The following is a 14079-nucleotide window of genomic DNA, read 5'->3' on the forward strand; positions in this document are numbered from 1 at the left end:
TTTCAATTTTGTTATATGTGTGGAGTGCTTATTTTTTGAGCTGAGAGCGGCAAGCGTCAATTAGACAAAAAATGGAATTTTTTACCTGTTTTAATACGATAGTGCTAGGGCGGGACTCGTCAAAATTGTCAAGACCTCCGACTTGGTAATCCGAAGCGACCTAACCAACAGAGGGGCTTCGCTGCTGCCCAACTTCCCACGACACGCTACCGCCGCGCACGATTGCAGCAAGCCGCCGCCCCAGCCGCTGCTCGATCACTGGCCGCCAGGGCACCAGCGAGAAGCCGATGCCGTCATCGAGCATCGCGTAGCGCCCACTGGAGAGCATGACGCTGCGCCGGTAGATGCCGGCCACGCGCTGCCCATCGGCCACCGGCCGATGCTCCAGACCGGTTTCAGCGGCAATGTCCTTCACGGCCTGCGCCAGCTCTCGGTTGCGCAGCGTGCCCAGCAGCTTGCGCGCCAGAATCACGCGCTGCCCGCGCCGCTCGGCCAGCCCCTGTTCGGCGAGGAAGTCGGCGCGCTGCTGCATCTGCTGCTTGACCTCCGCACCAAAGCCCAGGTCGCCCAGGCCCGAGCCGCCGCCAATCAACTGCTGGTCGAGCCAAGTGGCCCCGATCACGCGGGCCTGCCGCTCGATGGACAGGTGCGATTTCAACTCCACGGCCACGCCGCCCAGGCGCTGAGCGTCGTAGCGGCGGCCCTGCTCGGGCAGGTCGCCGGGCACCTTCCATAGCCCCTCGGCCACGCGCTCCACGATGCCCGCCCGGCGCAGGGCTTCCAGCCGTCGAACGTGGGCCGCCAAGACCTCCTGCGGGTCGCGACCCGGTACGGCCTGCCCCTGCGCCACGGCCAAGTGATGATCGGTGCGGTACAGGCCATTGCTCGCCAGCGCAGCGATGTTGCGGTCGGCGGCGCGCGCGTCGGTCGAGCCCTTCACCTCCACCACGGAGCCCGTGGGGTAGTTCACCAACTCGTCGCGGGCATTGAGCGCGACGTAGTGCGCCTTGCCGTCCACCCCGTCGATGACCAGATAGCCCCGGTCGTGCAGCTCGTCTGCCAGCCCTTTCGCGGCTACGCGCCCGAGGATGGTCCGGCCGCTTCCATCTGCATCCTGGTCCGGCTCGAACACCGCCAGTTCGCGCGGCTCGCCGCGCATGGCCCGTTGCATGGTGCGGATGATGTCGCCGCGCTCGCCCAGGGCGCGCAAGGTCTTTTCCGCATCGGCATGGACGGCCCAGGTGCCCGGCTTCGTCTCGTCGGCCAGGCCCAGGCGCTGCAAGCATTGCAGGCGGCCGATCAGCAGCAGGCGCTGGTCTTGTAAGCGGGGTTCGTTGAGCCGTTCGACATGCACCAGGCCATCGTCACCGGCCTCGCCTATTTCGCGTTTGAGCGTGCGATCCAGGCTCATCCATCGCTCCTGATTCACCTCGCGCTGTAAGGTCTGCTGGATCTCCAGTTCGGTGCGCGGCCCCAGCCATTCGGTCGCCAGCTCGGCAGCGCGGTGGCGGAAGCCATCTGTGATGTAGTCGCCCGCGATGATGAGGTCCTTGCCGGTGTCATCGCGCCCCCGCACAACGATGTGCGTGTGCGGGTTGTCGGTGTTCCAGTGATCCACCGCCACCCATTCCAGCCGTGTGCCCAGGTCGGCCTCCATGCGGCCCATGAGGTGCCGCGTGTAGGTACGCAGGTCTTCCAGCTCCGCGCCATCCTCGGGCGAGAGAATGAAGCGGAAATGGTGCCGGTCATCGGCGCAGCGTACCTTGAAAGCGCCGAGGTCAGCCACGTCGGTCTGCGGCCCGTAGGCTTGTCCCGGCTCGCCATCGCGCCCCACACCATCGCGCTCGATGTAGCGCAGGTGCTTGGCGAGCGACTGCGGGCTGGCCTGGCGCTGGTTGACCAGCAGCGTCTTGATCGTCACGCGCCGCGACATGGGCGTGAGCTTTGCGCCCGCGAAGCGCGCGGCCGTGTGGCCGCGCCCTAGGCGTGAGCCGGGGCGCTGGCCGGTGCCACGCGGGCGCACCGTGGACTTGCCGCTGCTGGCCTTGCCGGTTTGCTTGAGCACCTTGGAAACAAAGCTCTGCCCCTGGCCCTTGCCCCGGTTCTTCGGGGCCTTTGGCGGGTTTGGGCGCACGCGGAAATCGTCATCACGGCGGTCGGTCATGGTCGCTCTCCCTGAAAGCTGCGGCGTGTCCGGTCGTGCGGAGCACGCGGACATGCCCGTATTGGTGCGGGCCACGCGCCCCAAGCGGCACGGCGGCGAAGCCGCTCCGTGCTGCGCCAACCCCACGTGCAGACTGGCTTTCGACGTGGCCCGGTGCCGCATCCTTTTGTCTTGCCTTCCGCCTTTGCCTCCCGCTCGCGCTCCCGGCAGCGGCGGCCCGGTGACGCTGGGCTGCTGGCAGCCAGCGCCCCGGCGAACGCGGTCAGGGCCTTCGGCCCGGCGCGTTCGAGGCAAGACGCCTGCACGTTGGACGGCTGCGCCGAAGGCAGCGCGAAGTGCGGTGCCCAATGCGCAGGATTGACACCCGCACTGCACGCGCGACGACATGGCCAGCACCGCAATGTCTGCCAACGGAACGACACGCCCGATGGCACGACAAGATGCACGGCGACTTGCAACGAGTCGGTGGCCATCACGGGCGTTTCTCCAGCCAGACCGGATGCGCGATGCCGATCACGCCGGATGCGCTGATCGGCCCGAAATACCGGCTGTCGAACGACGCGGGATTGGTCACGCTGAGCAGGAACAGCTCGCCCTGCCGAAGCTGACGGCACTGCGGCCAGGACGGCAGCGGACGGGCCAGCCGGTCGGCGGACAACACGGCGGCCGAAGGCACGCCGTCGATGCGGACGCTGCCGCCCGCGATGCACACCTCCTGCGGCGCGACGGCACCCACGCGCTTGAGCAGCGGCACGCGCGTCGGCAGGTAGCCGCGCTGCGCAGCGAGCGCGGCGGCGTCTGCCGGCAAGCGGGTCAGGACGATGCTGCCAACGTGCAATGACGGTGGCAGCGAGCTGGTGCGCGGATCGAGCGGATCGACCCGATACCAGCCGACCGCCACGCTGTCGGACGGGTTGTAGGTCAGGCGCGGCAGCGGATGCACGAAGGACGCCCAGGCCAGCGCAGCGAGGCCGCAGGCGGCGAAGCCTGCGAGAACGATGCGAGCGCGCAGGCGTGAGCGGGTGTGCGAGCGAGGACGCGGCGCGCCAATGGTGGAAACGGCAGTCATGGCAGCGCGCTCCCAGCCAGCCAGGCGGCGTGCCGCTCAGCGCTGTATTCGGGCAGCGGCAGGCGCGCGGCGAGCCGGTTGGCGAGCGTGCGCCAGTACGCGGGCGAGACGGCGGCGGGCGCGATGCCCAGCGCCTCGATGGCGTCGATGCGCTCCAGCACGGCGCGCACTTGCCCCTCGCCCTCGGCGTGCAGCAGCAGGTGCGCCCCCGGCTGCACGCCAGGGATGCGCTGCGCGTCGTCCAGCGGCGTGCTGGCCTGCATCACCATGAGCTGCCAGCGCACGGTGCCGTAGTCATTGGCTTGCCAGCGGATGCGGCAGAACAGTACGCCCGGCAGGAACACCGCGCTGCGCCGCCAGCGGTCGAGCTGGTGCGTGCGCACGGGTTCGCCGAAGCGCAGGTAGAGCTTGAAACGGGCCTCGATGTATGCCAGCGCCACGCGCGTCAGCGGCGCGCCAGCGGGCCGGCCGCAAGGCGCGATGACGGATGGCTGTGGCGCAGCCGTGGCCGCGTCAGCGGCAGGCGCGCAGGCAGGCGAAGCGGATGCGGTCATGGTGTGTTCTCCCTGCGTCGTTCGGGAAACTCCCGCTCCAGCAGGCTGCGCAGCAGGTCGGTCACCGTCACGCCTTGCGTGAAGGCGGAGACCTTGATGCGCGAGCGCATGGCGGGCGTAATGTCGAGGGTGAGGCGAGCCGTGTAGACATCGCCTTTCTGGAGGTCGTCGGCGCTGCCCTGGCGAATCCACGCCTCGGCGTGAGGATTCGCCGGCGGGCGCGCGCCGATGCCGACGCGCTTGCCTGCGCGTTTGCTGCTGGACGTGTTGCCGTTGCTCATTCCGGCCACCGCAGCAGTTCGTCCACCAGCGCGGTGATTTCACGCGCCGCAGCGCTGTCCGGCGCCGCCTCGCGTGCGAGCCGGCCAGCGGCCACGCTGTCAGCGAACACGATGCGCTGATGCACTTCCGTGCGCAGCGCAGGGAGCGGCTGGTCGGCCAGCGCTCCTCGTGCTTCGCGCCCGATCACCGTGGTGCTGACGCGTCGGTTGATGACGAAGGCCGAGCGCAGCGCAGGCCGGAACACCTGCGCCTCTCGGATCAGTGCCACCATCTCGGCGCTGGCCCACAGGTCGTAGGGACTGGGCTGCGCCGGGATCAGCACGCGCTCGGCCGCCAGCAGCGCGGAGCGCGCCAGCGCTGCGATCCTGGGTGGCCCATCGATGATGACGTGGTCGGCCCGCCTGGCGAGTTCTGGCGCTTCCTGGTGCAGCGTTTCGCGAGCGAGGCCCACGGCGCTGAACAGCCGTGGCAAGCCTTGCTGGCTTCTGCGCTGCGTCCAGTCCAGCGCGGAGCCCTGCGGGTCGGCATCCAGCAGCACGACATGCTGGCCGCGGATCGCCAGTTCGCCGGCGATGTGGGTGGCGAGTGTGGTCTTGCCCACGCCGCCTTTCTGGTTAAGCAGCGCGACGATCATGGCCTGGCCCTCCGCGTTGGAAAGCCCGGCTGTTGCCGCTGCCTCTGTGGCCGCGCGGCGGTTGTCCACCGAGGTGCGGCGCTTCTACTAAAAGTTAGAGCATTTAAGTTAGGGAAGTTAAGGGAGGCCGAAACCCGCGCCAGCATTGGCTTGGCGGGCGATGGACACGCCTGATAGCACGATAGTCCCACGCCTGATAGCACGAGACCTGGCACGCCTGATAGCACGAGCCCGTCCACAGGATTCGCACCGTTTATCCCCGTGCCGTCTACGGCACGGGACGCACCGGGCGGAACGTCAGCAGTTCGGCCCCGTCCATCCGCTCGATGCCCAGGACGTAGCCGGGCAGCGACTGCCGCGCCACCAGCGCGCGCAGGTCGCAGGCGAAGTCGTAGGGCTTCGCTGTGCTGCCCGACTTGCGGTGCAAGTGACGGAAGTCGAACTGCCAGCCGCCGGGCTGGTGCCCGCCGTGCTTGCGCACCAGGCGGTACAGCCAGCGCTCGATGCCGCCCGTCAGCCGGAAATACCCCGCATCGATGGTCAGCACCAGTGCCGAATCCAGCACGCCGCCATAGAACCAGTCCGGCAGGATCAGCTCGATGCCCAGCGGCGTGCCGCGGACGTCGGCCAGCTCCTTCCACTCGTTGATCCACGAGAAGCGGTGCAGACGCCTTCCCGTGGTCTCGCGGATGGACGTGGCCACCGTGGTGGACTGCAGGCGATCCAGGGCCGCCTTGAGGCGCTGGTAGTCGCGCAGCGACGTACCGCGCCCGATGAAGCGCAGGATCTCGTAGGGCGTGGCCTGCATCAGCCGCGACGGGCGCAAGCCCGCGTCGCGCGCCTCCACGATCTGGCTGGCCGCCCAGATCAGCACATCCGCATCCCAGATCGTGGCGATGCCGTGCTCTTGCGTGCCCTCCACGCGGATCGTCACGCCGCTGGCTTGGAAGTCGATCGGCGCCGTGCGCCGCGACTTCGCCAGCGAGAAGAACGGAAAGGCCATCAGGTCCTGGCTGTCGCGCGGCGCCATGTCGCCCGGCAAGGCGCGGAACAGGTCGAGCTGTTCGCGTTCTTGCCTGACTGCCCCTGGAGGGCTGGACATGGCGAAGGCCACCCGCGCGCCAGAGATCAGCGCGCACGGCTGTCCGCCGCATGGTGCTCGGCGTACTCGGGATCGGAGGTGCTGTCGAAGCTGCGCTCGGCGGCCCAGGCGTCAAGGTCGGCCACGGCGTACATGACGCGGCGGCCGAACTTGCGGAACTTGGGGCCGCCACCCAGCACGCGCTGTTTCTCCAGCGTGCGCGGCGACAGGCGCAGATAGTCGGCGGCTTCGTCGTTGGTGAGATAGCGCTGCGGCTGCGCGGCAGCGGTCGAAGCGATTGCGGGAGCGGCGGCAGGCCGCAAAGGAGCAGGACGCATGGGGGGTACCTCCATAGCTTTCAAAGTTCCGGCCACACAGCGCAACCGGATGGAGGCAGTCTCAGAAAACGAAGCTCCGCTGCTCAGGGACGTTTTGCGTCCTCTCAAAAACGTCCCTTCTCAAGTGGGGGGCTGTGCTAGGCGGCGATAGCCGCCGCGCATCAGCGCATCGCCCCGGCGCGCCAGGCGGCGCACGCGGGCGCGCAGGTCGCCATCGGCATGCCAGTCGGTGGCCACGGCATCGGCACCGAACAGACCTTCAGCCATCTCGCGCAAGGACGCGCCCGCCAGGGTCGCGTCGAGCGCCTGAAGTGTGTGCAACTCCAGCAAGGCGGCGGGCGGTGGCCGGGGCCTTGCTGCATGCATGGATGCCGAGTCGCGCGCAGGCGCAGCACTGCCGCGACCTCCGCGATGGGCATAGGCGACCGCCATGCCGTCCTCCAGGTCGGGCGCCACCGCGAAGCGCGCGCAATGGCCGGGGCTATGGGCGATCAGCGCCAGCCCTTTGCCGTCATGCAGCAGTTGCTTGTGGCCGGGGATGTGCCAGAACGCGAAGGCCGCCGCATCGGACGGCGGATCGGCGTCGGGATGGAGCTGCACCACGGCATCGTGGCCAGGCAGCCAGGCCGGATGCGCGTCGCGCGCATCCAGGACCGGGTCTTCCAGCAGGCGCAGGCCCCAGCGATGCGCCGCGTTTTGTGCGACCGGATGCATTGGTCGCCGGCGATGGTGGCGTAGCCAGTCGAGCCGGTAGTCGGGATGGCGGCGCAGGTACTCCCAGGCCAGGGCAAGGGTATCCAGGCACAGGACATAGAGATACGCCGCAGTGGGATACCACTGCGCTAGGTGGTGCGGCTCGGCCATGACGCAAGCTCCCCTGGAATCGCAGGAAAGCCGTCACGGGCACACGCAAACGTCACCACATCAAACCAGCATCCAATCGTGAATAAACTGGCAGATTGGTAACTTGCGTGTCAAGACGAAAAGTAATACTGTCCGTTGTGCGAATCGTCTGAATGCGACGGTGGCGCGCGAGGAAATGCCGCCTCCTGCGCCATCCACCGTGCCCCATGACGCGCGCTGCGTCATGGCTGGTTTCGCCAGAGTGTCACTGATTTGGTGCAACAGTACCGACTAAGGCTTGACAGGTCTGGAACAAGACCGAAATAGCCTCAATGCGCCCGGCTTGGCCGTGGCGCGAACGGCTCAATCAACGATGGAACCGTTCTCCTGGGCCAGCCGGGTGTACTCCGACAGGGAGCGTGCCGCCCGGAAATACCGATCCCGCATCACGGGCTGCTGCCGCGGCCCGACGATGGACGCGAGGTCGGACAGCTTGATCTCGCCCAGCTCGGGCATGCCGATCCCCAGGTCGATCAAGCCATAGGCCGTGTCGCCATCGGCTGGGCTGAGCGAAGCCAGCAGCCAGGTGGCGTGCGCGTCCGGGGTGAAGAGCCGCACGACGGGCTGCGGATCGATGGCCTGGCCAGCGACACGAGCCGCGCCGTGGTCCAGCAGTTGCCTGCGCTCGTCCTCGGTGATGAGTCGGTCCACGGGTTACCCCTCATTCGCACAAAGCCGCCGAAGCGTGAAAGCACAGAAACGTATCGGCGGATTGGAGGAAAAACACGCAAGCGGCTTTGCGCTTCTGTGCGAAGCCGTGGATGCGGATTTCCGTAAAAGCACAAAAGCGGCAAGCCGGCATGAATGAACACTATAGATTGTAGCCCTATAGGACGCAATCGACTGTCATCTTGGATTTTGGGGAGATCCAGGGTTGGCAGCGAAACATACATTGTCGGAGGCACTAAAGACCATCAGGAAAGCGCGTGGATTGAGCCAGGAGGCGTTCTCCGACGTGTCCAGCCGCACCTACATGAGCACGCTGGAGCGGGACATGAAAAGCCCGACGCTGAATAAGCTGGCCGAACTGTGCGAGGTCATGGAGGTCCACCCGCTCACGCTGCTGACGCTGGCCTATGCCGGTGACGACCTGCGGCAGGCCGACCAGCTGCTGGCGCAGGTGCGGCAGGAGCTGGAGACGGTGACGAAAAAGGGTGGCACGCCATAGCGTGTGCGCATGCGCTGGCAAGGCCGATCCGGCTCAGCCGGTTCGGCGGTATTCCAGGGGCGCCAAGCCTGCGCGGCGGGGATAGCCCGCAGGGCTTTCCCCCGGGGGCAAGCGAAGCGCGCAGCGCCGCAGGCGCGAAGGCGTGAGGGATTGGAGCCGAATGGCCGTGACGGCAAAGACGGCACGGGGCGCAGCCCGCAAAGCCCGGTGGCGCACCGCGCCGACGCGCCAGGCCCAGACAACCACTGCAGACGCTGCCTCTAGACAGGAAGACCAGGAAGACACGGCCCGCCATGGGCCACGACCTGCTGCCGCCGCGTTGGGGGCGAACCCACAGCGCAGCGCCCCGCCGTGTGGCGGGGCGCTGCGGGCGGCGGTCACGCCGCCTGGGGCTTGCTGCGTGACCAGATCAGGTCGTGCGTGCCGTTCTCGCCCTCGATCAGGCGGGCGTAGACCGTGGCCGGGAACGAAGGATCGTCGAGTGTCACGGAGATGTACTCCCGCCCGGCTTCGCTGGTCTTCTTCCACGCCGCGCCGATGTCGTGACCGGCGGCCTGCAGGCGGAAGTCGGGGGCCTTCTCGTTGTCGCCCTTGTCGTTGGGAACCAGCTTGACCTTGACATTAAGCGTCAGGGTGCGAAGCGTGCCGGTGAAGCCGTCTTTGTCTGCGTTGAAGCTGCCGATGTTGGCCATGATGAAACTCCTTTTGGTGGAACAAGGTTCGCGCCCATCGCGTCCTTGTTGTGATCCGGCCGGCGGGGGACGGGCGGGCTGCACCGCTTGCGGTCGCAACGCAGTGGAGAGCCGGGAGGCGAAAAGAATTTGTCGCGCGAGGAATCTGCGCAGCAGAGGGGAAATTGTTTTCGCCGGACGGTTGCAGCCATGAAGCCCGAGGCGCAGCCGCGCCACCGCCAGGATTCACAACAACACAAGGACGCCTTGGGCCGAACCGCACCGCAAGGAGACGGGGCCGGCTCGGCATCCCCGCACGAAGGCTGCGCCGGCTCGCCCACTAACGCGGGCCAGGCCCCCCCGACGACAGGCGAGAACGCCCCCGCCGCACCTTGCGGCGCCGGTCTTGAGGCGTGGCGTGGAAACTCCATGGCGATGCCGGGCGGGGATGACGTGAACTGGCGTCAATCGTCCTTCGCGACGTGATGGGCAGGAACCGCCAGCGTTGAGGACAGCACGCATTTGCACAACCTGCCGCAGCAAGCGCCGGCGTGTTCGCCAGCGCCCCGTCCATCGCAGCGGGGAGAGTCCGCAGGACTGTCCCCCGGAGGCAAGCGAAGCGCGCAGCGCCGCAGGCGCGAAGGCGTGAGGGATGGAAGCCGAATGGCCGTGACAGCGAAGTCGGCACGGGGCGCAGCCCGAGAGCCCGACGGCGCGTTGCGCCGGCACGCCCATGGTCGTCGAACTACGAACCGCCAACCACCATGAATCAATCAATTTACGCACAATATTGACATTTCATGCGTAAAACAATAAATTTACGCACAACACAACAAAACGAGGTGAATCATGGCGTTCCGAGCAGATGAAGCAGCACAAGCAGGATACGAAGAGGTGGAGAAGTACCTTGTCCCCCGCCCTCGGGATGCGGACGAATCGCAGCGCCTCCGGAGCAAAAGGGCGCTAGAAGACATCGTGACTGAACTTGGGCCGGTAGTTGACCGATACCCCTCATGGCACCCGCTGGTGCGCAATCACGATGACCACCATCCCGTTACCACCCCCAGCGATCGCTGCGGCTACAAGGGCCTCGATCACACGCGGTACTTCGCCCACGGATTCATCACCTGCCCCTATGGCGATGGCCAGAAGGTCCTGGATTCCGTGCTGGCCCTGCCTCGCCACCACGCCGCGTACATCACGGCAGAGAAGCTGGATGTGCAGTTCTACAACGCGGAGGCAACCCCGATCCTGGTCAAGTGCAACTGGGAAGAGCTGTTGCCGATGGACAAGATGATCCCTCTGGCTATCGCTGTGCCCCTGATCTTGGAGAAAGAAGTTCCGTGCTGGACCTGGTCACAGGTCGCGGAGACCTGGGAGTCGATGCGTTCGTATTTCCTGGGCGCCCCTCACGGCGCCAGGTCGTCGCTGTTTGTGAGCCAGGAGACCGGACAGGGGATCAAGAAGGTTTGGGAAACGCTGATCTACACGGGAATGTTTGGCCCGATCAAGGTGTGATCGGGCCCTCGCCATCGACCGACGCGCCAACGCCGCAACCGAGGCGGTAGCGAAGGCTGCGGCGTTCTGGCTGGTCTTCGGGGTTCAACCCCGGGCGCGGCCACCGCCGCGCCCGGATTTTTGAATCCACCCGGCCCAGGTCGGAACGGTCTGGGCCGGGTGCTGGCGTCATTCCTTCGTCTCGATGATCCACCACACGGCCCGCGCCAGGGCGCGGCCCGTGATGGGGTGAACGTCCGTGAGGTCGGCGCGGGCCGTCCAGCCCGAGGGTGGACGGTAGCCGCGCACATCGCCCGCGCCGTGCCAGCGGCGGGCGCGCACCGTGCCCGGTGCATAGATCGCCGCCATCCGCGGGCGGCTCGTAGTGTCGGTGGTAGGCATGGGTCTGGCTCCTGCAAGCCAGCGCCCCAGCCGGGGCCGGGGCGCTGGTCTGTATCGAGGGTCAAGCGGCCAACGCTTCGGCCGCTTCATCCACCACGGCGGGGGCTTTTTCCGGGCCTTCCTCCGATGCGGCCTCCTGCGGCCCCTCGGCCTTGAAGATGGCAGGCACCCAGCCCGTGCCACCGGCCAGCCGCTCGGCTTCGCTGGCAATGTCAGCCTTCTTGAGCTTGCCCAGCCGATTGACGTGATCCGGCGCGAACTCGCCCACGGCTTGCAGGATCGCGGCCTTCGGAACGTGCTTGAAGTAGCCTTCCGCGCTCGGCTTCCACCATGCGGCCATGTCGAGGCCCACGGCCTGCGCCAGTTCCGCGCCGGGCTGGTGCGGCGTGGCGCGCGGGGTTACCACGTCCACCGCCCCCGCCACGCACACGGCCAGCAGTTGGACCAGCTCGCCTTGTTCCATCGCCAGCAGCGCGGCGAACAGTGCGGCGCTGTCCTCGGGCAGCTTGTCGCCCCATGCCTGCTGCATCTCGCGCAGCGCCAGGGCGGCGGGTGATTCCGGCCAGTCCGGGGCCATGCCTTCCAGCCGGTTTTGCACCGTGAGGCGAACCCCCATCGGCAGGTCGTGCCCGTAGTAACGCCCCTGCAAAACGCTCTGCACCATGCCATGCACCAGCGCGGCCAGCGCCGCTTGCGGATGCCGAGCGACCTCGATTTGCAGCGCGGCGGTGCGGTGCGCACTCAGGCGCTGCGCCAGCCGGTCGGAGACGGCGGGGGCCTGGGCTTCTTCCGCCGCCTCGCTGTGGTCGTCGTTCGTGCCTTCGCCCTCCGCAAAGCCTTGGCGCAGCTTTTCCAGCGTGCGCAACGCCTTGGCCTCGGCCTCGCGCAGCAGCCCGCGATGAACCACGGCCTCCCCATTGCGGTCGATGGTGACGATGGCGCCGGCGGCGGCGCGGACGTTCGCGCCGTAGCCCAGCAAACCATCTTCCAGCGCCTGCAACTGCTCGCCCAAGCGTTCGCCCTCCTCCTCCAAGGCTTCGGCCTTGTCCTCGTCGTCGGCGTCCATCGCGGCATCCACGGCTTCGCCGATGCCCTGCATCTTGGCTTGCAGCTTCTCGATGCGCTGTGCCTCGCGCTTGTTCGGCGTGCGCCGTTCCCTCGGAGCACGCTGGAAGGCTTGCAGGTCGGCATGGGTCATGGCGGGGGTGGCATCCACCCAGGCCCAGCCCTCGGTGCGGATAGTGTCGGCAATGCCGGTCAGCTTCTCACGCACCAGCGTTTCCAGCAGCACGGTGTCGGACACGTACACGCCCGCATCGCCCTCTGCGAACAGGTCGCGGCGGATGCCACCGCCTTCGGCTTCGTAGGCGTCCAGCCCGACGAAGCGCACCAGCGCATGCGAGGCCCCAATCTCGCGCTCGGTCAGGCGCTCGCGCAGCGTGGATGGACTGCGCTGCCACTGAGGCGCATCGTAGAACGCGGCCTCCTGCGCAGCGTGATCGTCGGTGATGGCCAGAGCCATCAACTGATCGAGCGTGACGGCATCGGCGCGGTAATCGTCCATCAGCCGGGGCGAGACGTTCGCCAGCTTTAAGCGGCGCTGCACCACCAGCGGCGTGACAGAGAAATCCGCCGCAATGTCTTCGATGGGCCGGCCCTCAGCCACCAGCGCCGCGAAGGCTTCAAACTGGTCAGCCGGGTGCATGGCTTCGCGCTGCACGTTCTCGGTGAGGCTGGCTGTGCGGGCCGTGCCATCGGCCACTTGCAGGCAAGGCACCTGCCAATCCTTGGCGATGCGGTGCTTTTTCGCCAGCAGCTTGAGGGCCGCGAGGCGTCGGCCACCGGCGACCACCTCGTAATGCAGGCCATCGGCAGCGGGAATCACGATCAGGTTTTGCAGCAGGCCCACACGCTGGATGCTTGCGGCCAGTTCGGGGATGGACATGCGCGGGACGGTCTTGCGCACGTTGCGGCCCGTGGGGCGCAGCACCAGCCGCGACAGCGGCACCAGGATCATGTGCTTGCTCGGGTCGGCGGCTTGCAGCACGTTGGCGACGCTGCTGGCTGCGGTGTTGACGGCTTGGGCTTCGGTGTAGGTAACGGCGTTCATGGTGAATCTCCAATCGAGTGAAACAAGGGAATGGAGGGGAACCGCCCCTCCGGCGGGGAAAACTCGGGAAGGGGTCAGGCTTTCAACTGGCGCATGCCATCGGCCAGCAGCCACAGGGCGCGGTTCAGGCGAATGTCGGAATCGATGCCCTGCACGGGGCGGGTCTGCTGCCTGCGGCCATTGGCGGCGCGGCCAGACAATCCGCCCTTGGTCAGGTTCTCCTGCATGCGGTTGAACACGCTCCACAGGTCGGGGCGGCGGTCGTCGAAGCGGCGCGGCATCAGGATTTGCGATTCCGTGACGGGCGCGGGCTTGGCCGGGTCGTCGTACTTGAGGGCCAGCGCGGCGCGGGCGAACACTTGCGATTCGCCATCGTCCAAGGTGATGCTGCGCATCAGGTCGCGCGACTCCTTCACGCGGTCAAAGCCGTGCAGCACCTCGAAAGCGCCTTCGATGACTTGGCCCGCCACATCGCCTTTGTGGGGCACGCGCACATCGGCCACGGTGTCGCCACACACAAGGCCATTGCTGCAAACGAATCGGAACTGGCCCGCCAGCATCTGGTAGCTGCTGGTGCCGTCGTGCGAGTTCAGCAGAATGATTTCGTTGGCTTCCGTGCCATTGATCTGGCTGGCATGGCGCAGGCGCAGCATGTGTTTGGTGTGCTCGCGCTTGCCTTCATCGCGCACGCGGGTTTGCGTCACCATGAAGGGCTGAAACCCTTCCTTGCGCAATTCGGTCAGCACCGCCACCGTGGGGATGTAGGCGTACCGTTCGGAGCGGCTTTGGTGCGGGGCATCCGCGAAGATGGACGGGGCCACCCGGCGAATCTGGTCATCGGACAGCGGGGTGTCGCTGCGCAGCGCGGGGGAATGGGAAGCGAAACGGGATGCAAGCATGTCTTTCTCCTGAACAAAAAGGCTGTTGAAGAAAACCGCACACCGGATTCCTAGATTCGGAGCCCAGCCTTGTGGCTGTTCGGTGCGGTCGGCACGAAGAACCCGGTTGGCCTCGTTGCCACCGTCTTTCCTGAGTTCATCGCCCGCGACGAAAGGGAGCGCGCGGACGGGGGCCGTCAAGGAGACAAGCGCAGGGTGGGTGCGGCCCGCAGGCGCAGCCGAGGACACGGCCCTGCGCGCCTTGATGGCACCAGGCCGCGGGCTACAGTCGCGGAGAAGGTGATGGAGTCAGGAAAGATGGCTGGAC

15 protein-coding genes and 1 pseudogene are annotated in these 14079 nt (G+C 67.1%); 3 read left to right on the plus strand and 13 right to left on the minus strand.

Annotated features, from left to right (window positions below; all coding sequences use genetic code 11):
- Positions 1-160: 160 nt before the first annotated feature.
- From LXE91_RS16025 to LXE91_RS16065, 9 genes and pseudogenes are all read right to left on the minus strand, one after another.
- The gene (locus LXE91_RS16025) at positions 161-2164 is read right to left on the minus strand and encodes a relaxase/mobilization nuclease domain-containing protein (RefSeq protein WP_046543526.1); all 2004 of its coding nucleotides are present in this window, start codon (positions 2162-2164) and stop codon (positions 161-163) included.
- A 472-nt stretch (positions 2165-2636) separates the two neighbouring features.
- On the minus strand, positions 2637-3233 hold the full coding sequence (locus LXE91_RS16030; protein WP_046543527.1) for a S26 family signal peptidase: 597 nt from the start codon (positions 3231-3233) through the stop codon (positions 2637-2639).
- The gene (locus tag LXE91_RS16035) at positions 3230-3787 is read right to left on the minus strand and encodes a DUF2840 domain-containing protein (RefSeq protein WP_046543528.1); all 558 of its coding nucleotides are present in this window, start codon (positions 3785-3787) and stop codon (positions 3230-3232) included. Before LXE91_RS16035 ends, LXE91_RS16030 begins: the two co-directional genes overlap by 4 nt.
- Positions 3784-4068, minus strand: a complete 285-nt coding sequence (locus LXE91_RS16040) for a hypothetical protein (RefSeq protein WP_046543529.1) — start codon at positions 4066-4068, stop codon at positions 3784-3786. The genes LXE91_RS16035 and LXE91_RS16040 overlap by 4 nt, the downstream gene beginning before the upstream one ends.
- Entirely contained in the window at positions 4065-4703 is a 639-nt protein-coding gene (parA, locus tag LXE91_RS16045) for a ParA family partition ATPase (protein WP_046543530.1), read from the minus strand. Before parA ends, LXE91_RS16040 begins: the two co-directional genes overlap by 4 nt.
- Positions 4704-4971: 268 nt before the next feature.
- Entirely contained in the window at positions 4972-5805 is an 834-nt protein-coding gene (locus tag LXE91_RS16050; protein WP_046543531.1) for a replication initiator protein A, read from the minus strand.
- Between the two features lie 26 nt (positions 5806-5831).
- Positions 5832-6122 carry a helix-turn-helix transcriptional regulator gene (locus tag LXE91_RS16055; protein ID WP_046543532.1) on the minus strand — a complete coding sequence of 97 codons (291 nt, stop codon included), beginning with the start codon at positions 6120-6122 and terminating at the stop codon, positions 5832-5834.
- Positions 6123-6226: 104 nt separating this feature from the next.
- Positions 6227-6986 (minus strand): annotated as a pseudogene (locus tag LXE91_RS16060) (DUF7011 domain-containing protein).
- A 342-nt stretch (positions 6987-7328) separates the two neighbouring features.
- Positions 7329-7676, minus strand: coding sequence for a DUF2958 domain-containing protein (locus LXE91_RS16065; RefSeq protein ID WP_046543534.1), 348 nt, complete (start codon positions 7674-7676; stop codon positions 7329-7331).
- Positions 7677-7710: 34 nt separating this feature from the next.
- Here LXE91_RS16065 and LXE91_RS16070 point away from each other — a divergent pair, with 34 nt between their 5' ends.
- Together LXE91_RS16070 and LXE91_RS16075 are read left to right on the plus strand one after the other, a co-directional pair.
- Entirely contained in the window at positions 7711-7833 is a 123-nt protein-coding gene (locus tag LXE91_RS16070) for a hypothetical protein (RefSeq protein ID WP_257009630.1), read from the plus strand.
- Between the two features lie 66 nt (positions 7834-7899).
- The gene (locus LXE91_RS16075) at positions 7900-8193 is read left to right on the plus strand and encodes a helix-turn-helix domain-containing protein (RefSeq protein WP_076841609.1); all 294 of its coding nucleotides are present in this window, start codon (positions 7900-7902) and stop codon (positions 8191-8193) included.
- Between the two features lie 377 nt (positions 8194-8570).
- On the opposite strand, the gene LXE91_RS16080 is transcribed toward LXE91_RS16075, so the two are convergent.
- A complete protein-coding gene (locus LXE91_RS16080; protein ID WP_046543536.1) occupies positions 8571-8885 on the minus strand; it encodes a DUF736 domain-containing protein in 315 nt (104 codons plus the stop codon).
- A gap of 828 nt (positions 8886-9713) precedes the next feature.
- Here LXE91_RS16080 and LXE91_RS16085 point away from each other — a divergent pair.
- Positions 9714-10382, plus strand: coding sequence for a hypothetical protein (locus tag LXE91_RS16085; RefSeq protein WP_046543537.1), 669 nt, complete (start codon positions 9714-9716; stop codon positions 10380-10382).
- Positions 10383-10550: 168 nt separating this feature from the next.
- Here the strand turns inward: LXE91_RS16085 and LXE91_RS16090 are convergent, their stop codons facing one another.
- The 3 genes from LXE91_RS16090 to LXE91_RS16100 form a co-directional block, all read right to left on the minus strand.
- On the minus strand, positions 10551-10763 hold the full coding sequence (locus tag LXE91_RS16090; protein WP_046543538.1) for a hypothetical protein: 213 nt from the start codon (positions 10761-10763) through the stop codon (positions 10551-10553).
- Positions 10764-10824: 61 nt separating this feature from the next.
- Entirely contained in the window at positions 10825-12873 is a 2049-nt protein-coding gene (locus tag LXE91_RS16095; RefSeq protein ID WP_046543539.1) for a ParB/RepB/Spo0J family partition protein, read from the minus strand.
- A gap of 74 nt (positions 12874-12947) precedes the next feature.
- The gene (locus tag LXE91_RS16100; protein ID WP_046543540.1) at positions 12948-13772 is read right to left on the minus strand and encodes a DUF932 domain-containing protein; all 825 of its coding nucleotides are present in this window, start codon (positions 13770-13772) and stop codon (positions 12948-12950) included.
- Between the last annotated feature and the right edge of the window lie 307 nt (positions 13773-14079).

Source organism: Burkholderia contaminans (assembly GCF_029633825.1).
GTDB lineage: Bacteria > Pseudomonadota > Gammaproteobacteria > Burkholderiales > Burkholderiaceae > Burkholderia > Burkholderia contaminans.